This is a genomic window from Streptomyces sp. NPDC020422 (assembly GCF_044386705.1).
GTDB lineage: Bacteria > Actinomycetota > Actinomycetes > Streptomycetales > Streptomycetaceae > Streptomyces.
In genome coordinates this window covers 465,740-481,116 of record NZ_JBIRVJ010000002.1, presented here as the reverse complement: position 1 = coordinate 481,116, position 15,377 = coordinate 465,740, and the positions used below count along the sequence as shown (strand labels likewise).

The window sequence follows — 15,377 nt, the reverse complement described above, 5'->3', positions numbered from 1 at the left end:
GGCGCCGGACGGAACGCGGCCCAGTCTGGGCAGACCTGTCAGTTCGTCGCGAAAGGGACCGGAAGATGGCCGTCCAGACCACCGAGAGCGCAGCCGCCAGGGGAGCCGAGCAGCCCCCCGATACCGGCTCCCGGCACCGGCTCACCGCCGTCACCGGACTGGCCGCCCTCTCGCTCGACGCCATGGCCTCCGTGGCCTACGGGCCCGAGGCCATCGTCCTCGTCCTCGCCGCGGCCGGCGCCCACGGCCTCGGCCTCACCCTGCCGGTCACGCTCGCCATCGCGGGCCTGCTCGCCGTGCTGGTCGCCTCCTACCGGCAGGTCATCTCGGCCTTCCCGGACGGCGGCGGCTCCTACGCCGTCGCCAAGGCGTACCTCGGCCGGCGGGCCGGCCTGGTCGCGGCCGCCTCGCTCGTCCTCGACTACGTCCTCAACGTGGCCGTCGCCGTCACCGCCGGGGTCGCCGCCCTCACCTCCGCCTTCCCCGGGCTCCACGAGGACCGGTTGTGGATCTGCCTGGGTGTGCTCGCCCTGGTCACGGCGGTGAACCTGCGCGGCATCGCCGACTCGGCCCGCGCCTTCATCGTGCCCACCGTCGTCTTCGTCGGTGCGATCCTCGCCCTGGTGGGCGTCGGGCTCCTCCGCGACGCGCCCGTCTCCACCGAGGCCGCCGCGGGCCACGCCCCGGTCCTCGCGGACGACGCCACGACGGTCGGCGCCCTGCTGCTCCTCAAAGCCTTCGCCTCCGGCTGCTCCGCCCTCACCGGCGTCGAGGCCATCGCCAACGCCGTCCCGTCCTTCCGCGCCCCCGCCGTCCGGCGCGCCCAGCGCGCGGAGGTGGCGCTCGGCGCGCTCCTCGGCGTGATGCTGATCGGTCTGTCGGTGCTGATCTCCCGCTTCGGCCTCCAGCCGGTCGAGGGCGTCACCGTGCTCGCCCAGCTCGCCGACGCCTCCTTCGGGCACAACGCGCTCTTCTACGTGGTCCAGTTCGCCACCACGGCACTGCTGGCACTCTCGGCGAACACCTCGTTCGGCGGGCTGCCGGTGCTGCTGAAGCTGCTCGCCCGTGACGACCACGTACCGCACGTCTTCGGGCTCAAGGCCGACCGCCAGGTCCACCGGCACGGGGTGCTCTGGCTCGCCGTCGTCTCGGCCGCGCTGCTCGTCTTCTCCGGCGGCGACACCAACACGCTCGTACCGCTCTTCGCGATCGGCGTCTTCGTCGGCTTCACCCTCGCGCAGACCGGCATGGTGCGGCACTGGCGGGCCGCCGGGCAGTGGGGCAAGGCCCTCCTCAACGGCTTCGGCGCGGTGCTCACCGGCGTCTGCGCGCTCGTCGTGGCCGGCACCAAGTTCCACGACGGCGCCTGGCTGATCCTGATCGCCCTGCCGCTGCTCGTCGCCCTCTTCGAGGTCGTGCACCGCGCGTACGGGCGGATCGGGGAGCGCCTCGGGGTCGGCCGGGTCCCCGAGCCGCCGCACCGCGACCGCTCGCTCGTCCTGGTGCCGGTCTCCTCCCTGACCCGGCTCACCAGCGAGGCCCTCACCGCGGCCGTCTCCCTCGGGGACGAGGTCCGCGCGGTGACCGTCTGCCACGCCGACCCGGAGGACCGCGAACGCACGGAGGCCCTGGAACGCGACTGGGCCCTGTGGAACCCGGGCGTCCCGCTGGTCCGGCTGACCTCGGAGCGGCGCTCGCTGGGGCGCCCGATCACCGCGTACGTACGGCGGATCGCCGCGGACCGGCCGGACACCCGCGTCACGGTCCTCGTACCGGAGGCCGAGCCGGAGCGGCTGTGGCAGCGGCTGCTGCAGAACCAGCGCGGTGCCGTCGTCGCCCACGCGGTGCGCCGGGACACGGACGCGGCGGTGTGCCGCCTGCGGCTACGGATCTGACGCCGCCGGACGCAGACGGAGACTGCCGACTCCGCCGCCGGACTCCGCCGCCGGACGCCGTCGCCGGACGCAGGCGCAGACTGCCGACTCCGCCGCCGGACGCCGCCGCCGGACGCCGTCGCCGGACGCAGGCGCAGACTGCCGACTCCGCCGCCGGACGCCGCCGCCCGACCGGGTCCGGAGCGGCGTAAGGAAGCGGCGTTAGGAAGCGGCGTAAGGAGCGGCGTAGAGGATGCGTCAAGAGGGCGTCCGACGGCGTTAGGGGCCCGTCAACGGCGGCGGAGCGGTGTCCGAAAAGCGTTTTGCTCATCTCGTCAGAACAGTCCGCTCTCTCTGTCAGGAGCTCACGATGGCCGACGTGGCCTTCGTCGTCACCACGCTCGCGGTCTTCGCGCTGGTGGCCTTCATCGCCAAGGGGGTGGCGAAGCTGTGAACGCCGAGAACATCGTCGGTCTCCTCGTGGCCGTCGCCCTCCTGGGATATCTCGTCCTCGCCCTCGTCAAGCCGGAGAGGTTCTGAGCCCCACCATGTCGCCCGTCCTCGCCGGCATCCTCCAGCTCCTCGCCCTGATCGTCGCCCTCGGCCTGTCCTACCGGCCGCTCGGTGACCACATGGCGAAGGTCTACTCCTCGGACAGGCACCTCAGGCCCGAGAAGTGGATCTACAAGGCCATCGGAGCCGATCCCGACACCGAGATGCGCTGGCCCGCCTACCTGCGCGGGGTGCTCGCCTTCTCCGTGGTGAGCGTCCTCTTCCTCTACCTGCTGCAGCGCGTCCAGGGCTCCCTGCCCGGCTCGCTCGGCTTCGTCTCGATCGACCCGGACCAGGCCTTCAACACGGCCGCGTCCTTCGTCGCCAACACCAACTGGCAGTCGTACTACGGCGAGCAGGCCATGGGCCACGTCGTGCAGACCGGCGGCCTCGCGGTGCAGAACTTCGTCTCGGCGGCGGTGGGGATCGCCGTGGCGGTGGCCCTGGTCCGCGGCTTCGCCCGGTCCCGTACCGGCGAGCTCGGCAACTTCTGGGCCGACCTGGTCCGCGGCACCGTCCGCGTCCTGCTGCCGATCTCCGTCGTGGGCGCCCTGGTCCTGGTCGCCTGCGGCGCCATCCAGAACTTCGCCGGCATCCACGAGGTCGGCCAGTTCACGGGCGGCACCCAGCAGTGGAACGGCGGCGCGGTGGCCTCGCAGGAGGTCATCAAGGAGCTGGGCACCAACGGCGGCGGCTACTTCAACGCCAACTCCGCCCACCCCTTCGAGAATCCCAACGGGCTCTCCAACCTCTTCGAGATCTACCTGATCCTCGTCATCCCCTTCGCGCTCACCCGCACCTTCGGCCGCATGGTCGGCTCGATCCGGCAGGGCTACGCGATCCTGGCGACCATGGCCACCATCTGGGTCGGCTTCGTCGCCCTGATGATGTGGACCGAGTTCGCCCACCCGGGCCCCGCCTTCGACCTCGCGGGCGGCGCCATGGAGGGCAAGGAGACCCGCTTCGGAATCGGCGGCTCGTCGATCTTCGCGGTCACCACCACGCTGACCTCGACCGGCGCGGTGAACTCCTTCCACTCCTCCTACACCGGTTTCGGCGGCGGCATCACCATGCTGGGCATGCAGCTCGGCGAGATCGCCCCCGGCGGCGTCGGCTCAGGCCTCTACGGGATGCTGATCATGGCGATCATCGCGGTGTTCATCGCCGGCCTGATGGTCGGCCGCACCCCCGAGTACCTGGGCAAGAAGATCGGCACCCGCGAGATCAAGTACGCGGCCTGCTACATCCTCGTCACCCCGGCCCTCGTGCTCATCTTCACCGCCCTCGCGATGGCCCTGCCGACGCCCGCGCACTCGATGACCAACTCCGGCGCGCACGGCTTCTCCGAGATCCTCTACGCCTACACCTCCGGCGCCAACAACAACGGCTCCGCCTTCGCGGGCCTGAACGCCGACACCCAGTGGTTCAACACGACGATCGGCATCGCGATGCTGCTCGGCCGGTTCCTCCCGATGGTGTTCGTGCTCGCGCTGGCCGGTTCGCTCGCCGAGCAGGCGCCCGTCCCCGAGACCGCGGGCACCCTGCGCACCGAGAAGCCGCTGTTCACCGGTCTTCTCGTCGGCACCATCGTGATCATCACCGGTCTCACCTACTTCCCGGCCCTCGCGCTGGGCCCGCTCGCCGAAGGGCTCGCGGCATGACCACCGACGTGAATAACCAAGACGTGAAACACCACGACGTGATGAACCACGAGGACGCGATCTCCACCTCGACCCCCTCCGCCACCTCGACCCCCTCCGCCACCTCCGCCGCCCACTCCGCCGCCTCCTCCGGGGCGGCCCGGCACGACGGGCCGTCCGGCGGGCACCCGTCCGCGGCCGGCCGCGTCGGCGGCGGCCTGTTCGACCCGAAGCAGTTGCTGAGGTCGCTGCCGGACGCGATCCGGAAGCTCGACCCGCGGGTGATGGTCAAGTCGCCGGTCATGTTCGTGGTCCTGGTCGGCTCGGTGGTCACCACCGGGCTCGCGGTCAAGCACCCGGGCGACTGGTTCGGCTGGGCGATCACCGGCTGGCTCTGGCTCACCACGATCTTCGCCAACCTGGCGGAGGCCGTCGCCGAAGGCCGCGGCAAGGCGCAGGCCGACACCCTGCGCAAGGCCAAGACCGACACGGTGGCGCGCCGGATCACCGGGACCGGCGAGGAGCGGGTGCCCGGCACCTCGCTGCGCGTCGGCGACCTGGTGGTCTGCGAGGCCGGCGACGTCATCCCCGGCGACGGTGACGTCGTCGAGGGCGTCGCGAGCGTGGACGAGTCCGCGATCACGGGCGAGTCCGCGCCGGTCATCCGCGAGTCCGGCGGCGACCGCTCGGCCGTCACCGGCGGTACGAGGGTGCTGTCCGACCGGATCGTCATCAGGATCACGACGAAGCCCGGCGAGACCTTCATCGACCGGATGATCAACCTGGTCGAGGGCGCCGCCCGGCAGAAGACGCCCAACGAGATCGCCCTCAACATCCTGCTGGCATCCCTCACCATCGTCTTCCTGCTGGCCGTCGTCACGCTGAAGCCGTTCGCCATCTACGCGGGCGCCGACCGGCAGACCTCGATGATCGTCCTCACCGCGCTCCTCGTCTGCCTGATCCCGACGACGATCGGCGCCCTGCTCTCCGCGATCGGCATCGCCGGCATGGACCGGCTGGTCCAGCGCAACGTCCTCGCCATGTCCGGCCGCGCCGTCGAGGCCGCCGGCGACGTGTCGACGCTGCTCCTCGACAAGACGGGCACCATCACCCTCGGCAACCGCCAGGCCGCCGAGTTCGTCCCGGTGCGCGGTACGACGGAGGCCGACCTCGCCGACGCCGCCCAGCTCTCCTCCCTCGCCGACGAGACGCCCGAGGGCCGCTCGGTCGTCGTCCTCGCCAAGGAGAAGTACGGGCTGCGCGAGCGCCGGCAGGGCGAGCTGGAGCACGCCGACTGGATCGAGTTCACCGCCCAGACCCGTATGTCCGGCGTCGACGTCGACGGCCGCAGGGTCCGCAAGGGCGCGACCGGCTCCGTCATCGCCTGGGTCGAGGAGCGCGGCGGCACCGTCGCCGACGACGCCCGGCTGCTCACCGACACGATCTCCCAGGCCGGCGGCACCCCGCTGCTGGTCGCCGTCGAGGACGGCGAGGGCGCCCGCGTCCTCGGTGTCATCCACCTGAAGGACGTCGTGAAGGAGGGCATGCGGGAGCGGTTCGACGAGCTTCGCCGCATGGGCATCAAGACGATCATGATCACGGGTGACAACCCGCTGACCGCCAAGGCCATCGCCGAAGAGGCCGGTGTCGACGACTTCCTCGCCGAGGCCACCCCCGAGGACAAGATGGCGCTGATCAAGCGCGAGCAGGCCGGCGGCAAGCTCGTGGCGATGACCGGTGACGGCACGAACGACGCCCCGGCGCTCGCGCAGGCGGACGTCGGCGTGGCGATGAACACGGGCACGTCGGCCGCGAAGGAGGCCGGCAACATGGTCGACCTCGACTCCGACCCGACCAAGCTCATCGAGATCGTCGAGATCGGCAAGCAGCTCCTCATCACCCGGGGCGCGCTGACCACCTTCTCCATCGCCAACGACGTCGCGAAGTACTTCGCGATCATCCCCGCGATGTTCGCGGTCGCCTACCCGGGCCTGGACAAGCTGAACATCATGCGGCTGGCCTCGCCGGAGTCCGCGATCCTGTCGGCGGTCGTCTTCAACGCACTGATCATCATCGCGCTGGTGCCGCTCGCCCTGAAGGGCGTGCGCTACCGGCCGACCAGCGCCGACCGGATGCTCCGCCGCAACCTGGGCCTGTACGGACTCGGCGGCCTGGTCGCCCCGTTCGTCGGCATCAAGCTCATCGACCTGCTCCTCTCCCTCATCCCCGGAATCGGCTGACCGTCATGAACAACTCCGTAGGAAGTGCAGGGCGGTTGCTCTGGGCGGGCCTGCGCGCCCTCCTCGTCCTGACCGTGATCACCGGCGTGCTCTACCCGCTCGCCGTCACCGGCATCGCCCAACTGGCGTTCCACGACAAGGCGAACGGCTCCGAGATCGAGGACGCGAGCGGCAGGGTCGTCGGCTCCGCGCTCATCGGGCAGACCTACGACCTTCCGCCGAAGGACGGCGAGAAGACGCCGGGCCCGGATCTGAAGTGGTTCCAGCCGCGCCCGTCGAACGGCCTCGGCAGCAACTCGGTCAACACCCGCTACAAGCTCATCCTCTCGGGTGCGACCAACCGCTCCGGCGACAACGCCGACCTCGTCAAGTGGGTGACCGACGCCAAGGCGGCCGTCGTCAAGGACAACTCCACCGCCGACTACCGGGTGAAGCCGTCCGACGTCCCCCCGGACGCCGTCACCTCCTCCGGCTCGGGCCTCGACCCGCACATCTCCCCGGAGTACGCCAGGCTCCAGGTGCACCGGGTCGCCGAGCTCAACAAGCTCGACGTCGCGGCGGTGGAGAGGCTGGTCGACGACCACACCGACGGCCGGATCCTCGGCTTCGTCGGCGAGCCGAGGGTCAACGTCCTGCAGCTCAACATCGCTCTGAAGGCCCTCGTGTCCAAGGGCTGACCCGCTCCACGTGGCGGGCCGCGAGGGCGGGGGCGCGGCTCGGCCCTGGGAGCCGGCGCTGGGAGTCGGCACCGGGAGCCGGCATAGGGAGTCGGCACCGGGAGCCGGCTTCGGGAGTCGGCACCGGGAGCCGGCCTCGGGAGTCGGCACCGCGAGCCGGCCTCGGGAGCCGGCTTCGGGAGTCGGCCCTGGGAGCTGGCATCGGGAGCGGGCCCCGGGAGTCAGCATCAGGAGCGGCCCCGGGAGGGGGCACCGGGAGCCGGCTCCCGGAGTCGGCTCCCGGAGGAGGTCCAGGGCTCCCTCACGCCGTACGTGCTCCCCGCCGCCCCGGCAGGAACAGCGCCGGTACCAAGGCCAGGGCGAGCAGGGCCGCGGCGACCGCGTAGGCCGTGCGGAAACCGGCCGGGTCGACGCCCGCCGCGCCGAGGACGACCGAGCAGAGGGCGGTGCCGACGGACGCGCCCATCTGGGAGTTGATGCTCAGGGCCGTGCTGGCCGCGGCGAGGCGGTCCTTCGGCAGGTCGCGGCTCGCGGTGGTCATCGTCGGCATCAGGACCATGCCGGCGCCGACGCCCATGACCATCGCCGCGCCGACGACCCGCCAGGTGGCGACGCCCTCCGTGCCGGTCTGCAGGGCGCTCAGGGCCATGCCGGCCGCCGCGAGGGCGACGCCCGCCGGGATGAGACGCCGGGGCGAGGCGGTGTCGATGCGCCGGGCGGCGACCTGCATGGTCGTGCCGACGGTCAGGCCGATCGGGGCGGCGAGGAGGCCGGCCGCGCCGGCGGTCAGTCCGCGCGCCTCCTGCCAGTACATCGGGCCGAGCAGCATCGAGCCGAAGTAGCCGCAGGTGAACAGGGCGAGGGTGCCGATGCCGGCCGCGAAGGTGCGGTCGCGGAGCAGGCGCAGGTCGAGCAGCGGCTCACGGGCCGTCAGGGCCCGCCGGGTGAACGCGGCGACGAGCAGCACCCCGGCGGCCGTCGGCAGCAGCGCCCCCGGCCCCGTGAAGTCGCCGGCCTCGCCGCCGCGCGCGAGCCCGTACAGGAGCAGGGCCAGTCCGGGGGAGAGCATCAGGAGGCCCGGGACGTCCAGTCGGGGCGCCGGGGCGCCGGGGCGCGGCGCGTCCGGGCGGAGCAGCCGCCCGGCGAGGACGAGGGCCACCGCGCCCAGAGGCAGGTTGACCAGGAAGATCCAGTGCCAGGAGGCGGCGTCGACGAGCCAGCCGCCGAGCGTGGGTCCGATCACCGGCCCCACCAGGATGGGCAGTCCGCCCACGGCCATGGCGCGGCCCATGCGCGCCGGGTCGGCGGCGCGCATCGTCATCGCCATGCCGACCGGCATCAGCAGACCGCCGCCGAGCCCCTGGACCGCGCGGAAGGCGATCAGGCTGCCCGCGTCCCAGGCGAGTGCGGCGAGCAGCGAGCCGAGGGTGAACAGGACGAGGGCGGTGAGGTAGGTGCGCTTGGCGCCGATCCGGCCCATGGCCCAGGCCGCGGTCGGGATGACGGCGGCGAGCGCGAGGGTGTAGGCGGTGGCGGTCCACTGGATGGTGGCCAGCGGGGCCTCGAAGGCCTCGGAGAGGCTGCGCAGGGCCACGTTGACGATCGTCATGTCGAGCACGGCCATGACGGAGCCGATGACGACGACGGCGAGGACCCGGCCGAGCGGGGTCCCGGGAGCGGCGGCGTCGGCCGCCCGGTCGGCGCGGAGCTGGGTGGTGCTCATGGTGGGGGCTCCCGTCAGGCCTGGTAGGGGAGGGCGGCACGGGCGGCGCGCAGGGCCCGGCCCCACCAGACGAGCTGGCCGAGCATGCCCTTCGCCGCGCCCTCGGCGACGGCCTGGTCGCGCGGCGTGCCGTCCGGGCCGAGCCCGGACCAGGGGCCGTGCAGGCTGACGGAGTCGCGGACGGTGGTGGCGTGCAACTCGGCGAAGACCGTGCGGAGCTGCTCGACGGCGCGCAGTCCGCCGCCGAGGCCGCCGTAGGAGACGAAGCCGACGGGCTTGGCGTGCCACTGCTCGTGGTGCCAGTCGATGAGGTTCTTCAGGGCGGCGGGGAAGCTGTGGTTGTACTCCGGCGTGACGACCACGAAGGCGTCCGCCGCGGCCAGGCGCGGCGAGACCTCCGCGAGGGCCGCCGCGGCCCGCGCGTCCGGCTGTCCGCCCCAGCCCGGCATCGCGAGGGGGAGGTCGACCTCGGCGAGGTCGACGACGTCGAACTCCAGGCCGCCCAGCCGCCCGGCCACGTCGAGGAACCAGTCGGTGACGGCGCTGCCCTGGCGCCCCTCGCGGACGCTGCCCACGAGGACGGCGACGCGCAGCGGAGCGGTGTCGACGGCGGGCGTGGCAGGGCCGGTGGTGGCGGTGGCGGTGCCGGTCGCGGTGCCGGCGGCGGTGGCGTTGACGGACATGACGGTTTCCCTCCCGTGGCGGTGCGGACACCCGCTGTGTCCGCACCTCCGGTAAAGTACAACGCTCATTGTAAAAAATGCAATGAGCGTTGTACTTCGTCGCGGCGGCTACGCTGCGGTGTCGACGAGGAGGAGTGCATGACCGGCAGCAACGAGGCGTGGATGGACCGGGCCCGGCGCGAGATCCCGCCGCGGAAACTGGAGAAGCAGCTCGCGGTGGTCCGCGCCGCCTGCGGCGTCTTCGGTCGCGAGGGCTACGCCCGCGCCTCCGTCGACGCGCTCGCCGCCGAGGCCGGCGTCTCCACGCGCACGATCTACAACCACTTCCCCGGCGGCAAGGCCGACCTCTTCCGTACGGTCATCACCTGGACCTCCAACGCGGTCAGGGACGCCCAACTCGCGCGCCTCCAGGCCATCCTGGACCCCGCCCGGCCGCCCCACCCCGAGCTGCTGGAGCGCGACCTGATCGCGCTCGCCCACGCGTTCACCGACCTCATCGCCGAGTACCCGGACCACTTCGCGCTGGTCCGCCACATCCACGCCGAGGCCGGGCACGTCCCCGCCGAGGTCATGGCCGCCTGGCAGCAGGCAGGCCCCGCCCCCGTCGCCGACGCCCTCGCCGAGGCCATGGCGGGCCTCGCCGACGCGGGCCTGCTCGACGTGCACGGCGACGCCCCGCTCGCCGCCGTCCACTTCCTGGCCCTGAGCTCGGCCACCATCCTCCAGCGCTCCCACTACGGGGTCGTGCCGCTCCCGAAGGAGGAGACGGAGCGCCTGCTCACGGGCGGGGTGGCCGCCTTCCTGCGCGCCTACCGCGCCCAGCCGGCCTGACCTCACGGGCGGCGCCGGTTACGGGCGGCGCCGCTTACGGGCGGCGCCGCTTACGGGCGGCCCAACGACGCCCCCGTCGGCGGCCCATCGGCTCCGTTCGCGGGCGGCCCAACGACGCCCTGCCCGGCGGCCCATCGGCGCCGCTTACGGGTGGCCCGCCGGCGCCCCCCGTCGGCGGCCCATCGGCGCCGTTCGCGGGCGGCCCAACGGCGCCCCCGCCCGGCAGCCCATCGGCTCCGCTTACGGGCAGCCCATCGGCGCCTCCCCGGCCCCGGATCGGCCTCTCACCGGCCCCGTGCCGCCCCAGGGACATAGGCGCGGGCCCCCGGCCGGGACGCCGCGCGCGGGGAGAGCGCCAGGGCGAAGCCGTGGTTGGCGGCGACCGAGCGGATGTGCTCGGCCGACAGGGAGCCCTGGCGTTCCAGGGTCAGCGCCGGCAGCCCCGACCGGCCACGCCCCGCCGCGCGGTGGAACGAGACCACACTCGCCGCCACCGGCTCGTGGTGCGGATGCCCACGCCGGGCCGCCGCGTCGTCGGCATGGACGAGGACCCGCACCTCCGGCTCCCGCCCGAAGTCCGCGACCACCCCCTCGGCGCGCCAGTGCGGCAGCTGCCGCGCCCGGTTGGCCGACGTGACGAACAGGACGTCCCCGCCCGTGCGCTCCAGGGCCGCGGCGAGGAAAGCGTTCGACGGGCAGGCCCGTCCCGGCGCGACGACCCGTACGGTCCGCACCCCGTCCTGGACCTCCGTCAGATGCCCCGGCACCCGGTCCGCGGCCGGCCCGCGGAAGCCGAAGGGGCCGAGCTCGTACAGCTCCTCGACGAGCGACCTGACCTGCCGCCGGGGCAGTTCCGGGGGCAGCCGGGTCCAGTCGAAGACGCCGGGGAGGGCGGACGGCACGGTCGTGACGCTGCCGGACTGCCCGGCCGGGCGGCCCTTCAGCCGGTTGACCCGCTCGACGGCGGCCCGGTCGGGGCCGGCGGTCAGCGCGTAGACGTTCGCGAAGCCGTGCGCCACCGCGCGCCCCTGAGCCAGCTCTTCGGCCGCCCGCCGCACACCCTCCGCGTCCCCGAGGACCACCGCCCCGGCCCACTCCGTGACCGTGTCCCCGCCCCGACCCCCGACCGTCTCGCCGATCTGCCCCCCGACCAGCACCGCCCGCTCGTCACCCACTGCCGCGCCTCCACTGCCGTTCGCCTACGTGATCGTTTACGGCGCCCAACGACGCCACCGCCATCCGGTCACGTGGCCGAAAAGACCGCCGCCCGGAACGCGTCACGCACCGCCGTCACGGGACCGGTCTCCCGTGTGAAGTAGAGCTTGTTGGTGAGCAGCACCGCCCAGCGGGCGCGCGTCGGACTCACCCACAGACCGGTGCCGGTGAATCCGGTGTGCGTCCAGACGTCCTCCCGTACCCCCGTGCCCGGCGCGAGATGCCAGAACAGGCCGCGCGGGGGCACGAGTTCGCCGGTGCGAATGCGCAGCGACTCCGCGACCCAGCCCGCGCCGACCGGCCCGGCGCCCGGAGCCAGCAGATGCGCGAGGTAGCGCCCCAGGTCCTCCGCCGTGGAGAAGACGCCCGCTATCCCGCACGCGCCGCCGAGCAGCCGGGTGGAGAAGTCGTGCACGGTGCCCTTGAGATGGGCGCCGGTGAGGTCGTCGTACTCCGTCGGCGCACAGCGCGCCGCCACGTCCGCCGCGAGCGGCCCGTAACGGGTCTCCGTCATGCCGAGCGGTCCCCAGATCCGGTCCACGGCCAGCTCCCGCAGCGGCCGGGCGGTGAGGTGCTCGGCGAGATAGCCGAGAACCAGCGCCGCCCGGTCGGTGTACTCGACGGCCTCGCCCGGCCGCCGCCGCAGCTCCTCGCGCAGCACCCCGTCCCGTACGTCCTGCGGATCGGTCCCGTACAGATGGCGCAGATTGGCCCGCAGCGGCAGCCCCGCCGTATGGGTGAGCAGCTGGTGCGGGGTCACCGCGGCCAGTGGATACCCGGCGACCTCCGGCCAGAACGTGCCCAGCGGGGTGTGCAGCTGGAGCTTGCCCGCCTCGACGAGGGTGCCCACGACCGGCCACACGGCGATCACCTTCGTGAGACTGGCCAGGTCGTAGAGCGTGTCGAGCCGCACCGGCTCGTCGCGCCGCGCCGGGTCGAGCAGTCCGACGGCCCCGCTCGCCACCGTCCCGTCGGCATCGCCGACGGCCCACACGGCCCCGGGGAAGGCGCGGGAACGCACCCCGTCCCGGAGCAGCCGCTCGATGCGGGAAGTCCCGAACGTCATGTTCACACGAGGTGTCTACCCCGTCCCGGCCCCGCACGGACGCCGATCGGCGCACGTGTCGACAGCGGCCGAAAGTGGTCGCCGCACGGGCTTCTCGACGGGATCCCGCGGACGACGACGCCACCGACGGGCCCGGCGCGAGCGCGCGCGTGCCCCGTGCTGCCCGTCCGCCCGGCGGCGAGGGGGAGCGGAGATGGGCCCGGCGCAGCGGTACCGGAGGTTCGCGCCTGGCGGGCCGGCGTCGACCCGAAGCCGCTCGACGTGGCCGACCCCGAGGACGTGCGCTGACTGGGGTCCCTGGTCCGGCCCGAGCCGCACGGGCGCCTGGCCCGGCTGCGGGAGGCCGTACGGATCGCCCGGCCCGAGCCGCCCTTCACCGCGACCATGCGGGAGCGCGGCTGCCCTGGATCTCCAACGAGGCCCCCCGACGTCCTCCCGGCGTCCTCCCGGCGTCCTCCCGGCGTCCTCCCGACGGCGGACCACGGCCTCCTGCCGGCCGAGGCCTCCTAGGGCCCGCTGTTCACCCTCGCCCGGCCCCCACCCGGCTCCTGGAGTGGACGGCCGCCTGGGGCGGATCACGCGGAGACTGCCGGTTCGTACGAGGCGTGTAACAGACCTGCGGGCGCTGGTGAACCGGCTCGAACGCCCGGGAACAATGACGGTGTCGCTTGCACAGGGACCGGCTGGGGCCGGCCACGGGGGAAGAGAGAACGGAATGAACTCGAAGACGTTCAGAGGCGGTTCGCTGCGCCGCGGACTGCGGGGCGCAGCCCTGGGCACGGCGGTGGCCGCGGCCCTGCTGACGACCGCCGCCTGCCAGAACGACGACGGCAAGGCCGCCGCGAAGCCGACCACCACCGCCTCCTCCTCGGGCTCCGCGTCGACGGACGCGGGCGCACCGAAGACCACCGCGCCCACGACCGACTCCGGGACCGGCAGCGGGAGCCCGACGGGCAAGGGCAAGGGCAAGGGGAACGGCGACGGCGGCGAGACCGGCGGCGGGAACGGCACGAAGTACGCCGACTGCCAGGCCTCCGGACTGGGCACCGCGGTCGAACTCCAGGACCCCCGCGGGGAGACCCCGCGCCACTTCCTCCTGACCGTCACCAACAGGTCGAAGACCCCGTGCGTCCTCAACGACGCGCCGCAGGTGCGGCTCACGGCCGGCAACAGCGCCCCGATCGTCGAGCCCCTCGGCGAGCCGGACAGCGAGCCCGTCGTCGTCGAGGGCGGCGGCAAGGCCTACGCGGGCCTGTACGTCTTCGGCAACGACGAGGGCGGCGAGGCGCAGTACGACCAGTCCGACCGCTTCACCGCGACCCTGGTCGCCGGCGAGGGCACCGAACTGAGCGGCACCCTCGTCTTCGACCTGCCCGACGGCCTCGACACGATCTCCGTGGACGACGCGGCCCGCGTCAACGGCTGGGCCGGCACCGAGGGCCTCGCGATGCGCCCGATCACCCAGCTCTGACGCCGGCCGGGGCGCCCGAACGGCCGGGGGGCCGCCCCCCGGCCGCACAGAACAAGCCACCCAGCCGCCCCACCCACCCGTCGGGGCCCCCGGCCCCGACCGAAAACCGCCCCTGACCCGTCGCTGCCTGCGCGCAGATAGCCCAGGCATGTGACCGTTATGCGGAGCACGTGGAGGCTGCCAAGGGGACGTTCGCCGAGCGCAAGCTGGACCTCTTCGCGGTCGAGATGCCCTGGGACCAGCCGGTGTTCGGGGGCAACGGATACGACGGCGGGCTGCTCGATGCCGTGCTCGGGGGCTCCTGGATCCGGGACCTCGGCTCCTTGGGGCACGCACTGGACTCGTCCGCCGCACGCATCAAGCTGCCCGCCGTCGATCCGCCGACCGCGCCCGCCATCCCCGGACTCCCGTTCCTGCCGCCCCTCATCCCCGCGCCGGTTCCCGTACCCGCCCCGGTCGTCCTCGCGTCGTACACCGGGCAGGTGCCGGCCCTGGCTCCGGTGATCAACCCTGTCGACCCGGGTATCTCCTTCGCCGACCCGATTCCGCCGGTTCCTGGGACGACCCGCCTCCTCACCGCGCCAGAGCAGCAGCATTTCCGCGCGTGGGTGAACACTCTCCGACCCGGCGGCCTGGCCGGCGGCGGTGGCCAGGCGGCCCCGGACAACGCCTACCAGCTCCGCGTGGCCGGTTATCCCGAGCGGGAAATGCCGTTGCTAGAGAGCAAGCGCGAACTCATGGTGGACGGCATACGTCCCCTCGATGGCCATCTCGTCGAGGCGAAGCACGTTCGGGACCCGGCCTGCACGAGGAGGGTACGTCTCCAGCAGCTTCGACCAGGCCGCTCTGCAACCGAGCGATGCGAGGGTGGAATCCACACCGACCCTGACGGTGCCGATCGCCTCCGTCAATGGAGGGGCCTGTGGCCACCGGCACCAGCCGTGCGACGATCCCGGTGTGAACGCTCCAGAAGACCTCTCCGCCGCCGAGCGCGCGTTCATGCTCAACGCCTGTGAGATCGACGTCCTCCCGGGCGTCCGCGGCGATCTGGACGAACCCCTCGCATCGGCTCCGCCCGGAGAGCTGGTTCCCCTCCTCCTACCCCTGATCGACAGGGGGTGGATCGACGTGTGCCGCGTCATCCCCTGGACCCCTCCGAGCGGGGGCGCCGGCTTCCAGCCCGGTCCGCCCCTCGCCCGCGAAGAGCTGCTGAACACCCTTGCCGACGCGGACAACTGGGAGTACCCGGAAAATGGTGACTGGATCGGCTGCGTGACGCTCACCCACACACCCGAGGGCCGTCTGATCTCCTGGTGAGCCGCTTCCCCTCTTCGGTAGCTCGGGAAGCATGCAGTTGTCCTCTGCCATCCAATCCGATGACACGGGGGCTGGGTTCGCTGTTGGA

General features: G+C 73.0%; 14 protein-coding genes. 10 read left to right on the top strand and 4 right to left on the bottom strand.

The window, feature by feature from the left end; translation table 11 throughout:
* The first annotated feature begins 65 nt into the window (after positions 1-65).
* The 6 genes from ACH414_RS06230 to ACH414_RS06205 all read left to right on the top strand — a co-directional run bounded on the left by ACH414_RS06230 (position 66) and on the right by ACH414_RS06205 (position 6,983).
* A complete protein-coding gene (locus tag ACH414_RS06230; RefSeq protein ID WP_382535428.1) occupies positions 66-1,895 on the top strand; it encodes an APC family permease in 1,830 nt (609 codons plus the stop codon).
* Between the two features lie 286 nt (positions 1,896-2,181).
* The gene (locus tag ACH414_RS06225; RefSeq protein ID WP_382535425.1) at positions 2,182-2,328 is read left to right on the top strand and encodes a hypothetical protein; all 147 of its coding nucleotides are present in this window, start codon (positions 2,182-2,184) and stop codon (positions 2,326-2,328) included.
* Positions 2,325-2,414, top strand: a complete 90-nt coding sequence (kdpF, locus tag ACH414_RS06220) for a K(+)-transporting ATPase subunit F (RefSeq protein ID WP_125594429.1) — start codon at positions 2,325-2,327, stop codon at positions 2,412-2,414. Before ACH414_RS06225 ends, kdpF begins: the two co-directional genes overlap by 4 nt.
* Before the next feature lie 8 nt (positions 2,415-2,422).
* Positions 2,423-4,087 carry a potassium-transporting ATPase subunit KdpA gene (gene kdpA, locus ACH414_RS06215; protein WP_382535421.1) on the top strand — a complete coding sequence of 555 codons (1,665 nt, stop codon included), beginning with the start codon at positions 2,423-2,425 and terminating at the stop codon, positions 4,085-4,087.
* Between the two features lie 41 nt (positions 4,088-4,128).
* Positions 4,129-6,306 carry a potassium-transporting ATPase subunit KdpB gene (gene kdpB, locus ACH414_RS06210; RefSeq protein ID WP_398941127.1) on the top strand — a complete coding sequence of 726 codons (2,178 nt, stop codon included), beginning with the start codon at positions 4,129-4,131 and terminating at the stop codon, positions 6,304-6,306.
* Positions 6,307-6,311: 5 nt separating this feature from the next.
* Positions 6,312-6,983, top strand: a complete 672-nt coding sequence (locus tag ACH414_RS06205) for a potassium-transporting ATPase subunit C (protein WP_398940934.1) — start codon at positions 6,312-6,314, stop codon at positions 6,981-6,983.
* 301 nt (positions 6,984-7,284) lie between these two features.
* Here ACH414_RS06205 and ACH414_RS06200 read toward each other — a convergent pair whose 3' ends face one another.
* Together ACH414_RS06200 and ACH414_RS06195 are read right to left on the bottom strand one after the other, a co-directional pair.
* Positions 7,285-8,706, bottom strand: a complete 1,422-nt coding sequence (locus ACH414_RS06200; protein WP_391769041.1) for a DHA2 family efflux MFS transporter permease subunit — start codon at positions 8,704-8,706, stop codon at positions 7,285-7,287.
* A 14-nt stretch (positions 8,707-8,720) separates the two neighbouring features.
* Positions 8,721-9,389: an NADPH-dependent FMN reductase gene (locus ACH414_RS06195; RefSeq protein ID WP_382535411.1), complete on the bottom strand. Its 669-nt coding sequence runs from the start codon at positions 9,387-9,389 to the stop codon at positions 8,721-8,723.
* 138 nt (positions 9,390-9,527) lie between these two features.
* Here ACH414_RS06195 and ACH414_RS06190 point away from each other — a divergent pair, with 138 nt between their 5' ends.
* Entirely contained in the window at positions 9,528-10,220 is a 693-nt protein-coding gene (locus ACH414_RS06190) for a TetR/AcrR family transcriptional regulator (RefSeq protein WP_382535409.1), read from the top strand.
* Positions 10,221-10,504: 284 nt separating this feature from the next.
* Here ACH414_RS06190 and ACH414_RS06185 read toward each other — a convergent pair whose 3' ends face one another.
* Positions 10,505-11,395 (bottom strand): L-threonylcarbamoyladenylate synthase, encoded by an 891-nt coding sequence (locus tag ACH414_RS06185; RefSeq protein WP_398940933.1) that lies wholly within the window; start codon positions 11,393-11,395, stop codon positions 10,505-10,507.
* Between the two features lie 68 nt (positions 11,396-11,463).
* Entirely contained in the window at positions 11,464-12,501 is a 1,038-nt protein-coding gene (locus ACH414_RS06180) for a serine hydrolase domain-containing protein (RefSeq protein WP_391769205.1), read from the bottom strand.
* A gap of 715 nt (positions 12,502-13,216) precedes the next feature.
* Between ACH414_RS06180 and ACH414_RS06175 the strand changes: the two genes are divergently transcribed.
* The 3 genes from ACH414_RS06175 (at position 13,217) to ACH414_RS06165 (ending at position 15,289) form a co-directional block, all read left to right on the top strand.
* Positions 13,217-13,972 carry a DUF4232 domain-containing protein gene (locus ACH414_RS06175; protein ID WP_398940931.1) on the top strand — a complete coding sequence of 252 codons (756 nt, stop codon included), beginning with the start codon at positions 13,217-13,219 and terminating at the stop codon, positions 13,970-13,972.
* Between the two features lie 170 nt (positions 13,973-14,142).
* Complete coding sequence (locus tag ACH414_RS06170; RefSeq protein WP_398940930.1) at positions 14,143-14,988, top strand: restriction endonuclease fold toxin-2 domain-containing protein; 846 nt, start codon at positions 14,143-14,145, stop codon at positions 14,986-14,988.
* Positions 14,930-15,289 (top strand): hypothetical protein, encoded by a 360-nt coding sequence (locus ACH414_RS06165; protein WP_398940929.1) that lies wholly within the window; start codon positions 14,930-14,932, stop codon positions 15,287-15,289. The genes ACH414_RS06170 and ACH414_RS06165 overlap by 59 nt, the downstream gene beginning before the upstream one ends.
* The last annotated feature ends 88 nt before the right edge of the window (positions 15,290-15,377 follow it).

Excerpts from the sequence above, each read along its gene's own strand:
- kdpB (WP_398941127.1), top strand. The coding sequence starts at position 4,129 with ATGAACCACGAGGACGCGATCTCCACCTCGACCCCCTCCGCCACCTCG.
- ACH414_RS06190 (WP_382535409.1), top strand. The coding sequence starts at position 9,528 with ATGACCGGCAGCAACGAGGCGTGGATGGACCGGGCCCGGCGCGAGATC.
- ACH414_RS06205 (WP_398940934.1), top strand. The coding sequence starts at position 6,312 with ATGAACAACTCCGTAGGAAGTGCAGGGCGGTTGCTCTGGGCGGGCCTG.
- ACH414_RS06200 (WP_391769041.1), bottom strand. The coding sequence starts at position 8,706 with ATGAGCACCACCCAGCTCCGCGCCGACCGGGCGGCCGACGCCGCCGCT.
- kdpA (WP_382535421.1), top strand. The coding sequence starts at position 2,423 with ATGTCGCCCGTCCTCGCCGGCATCCTCCAGCTCCTCGCCCTGATCGTC.
- ACH414_RS06195 (WP_382535411.1), bottom strand. The coding sequence starts at position 9,389 with ATGTCCGTCAACGCCACCGCCGCCGGCACCGCGACCGGCACCGCCACC.
- ACH414_RS06230 (WP_382535428.1), top strand. The coding sequence starts at position 66 with ATGGCCGTCCAGACCACCGAGAGCGCAGCCGCCAGGGGAGCCGAGCAG.
- ACH414_RS06175 (WP_398940931.1), top strand. The coding sequence starts at position 13,217 with ATGAACTCGAAGACGTTCAGAGGCGGTTCGCTGCGCCGCGGACTGCGG.
- ACH414_RS06180 (WP_391769205.1), bottom strand. The coding sequence starts at position 12,501 with ATGACGTTCGGGACTTCCCGCATCGAGCGGCTGCTCCGGGACGGGGTG.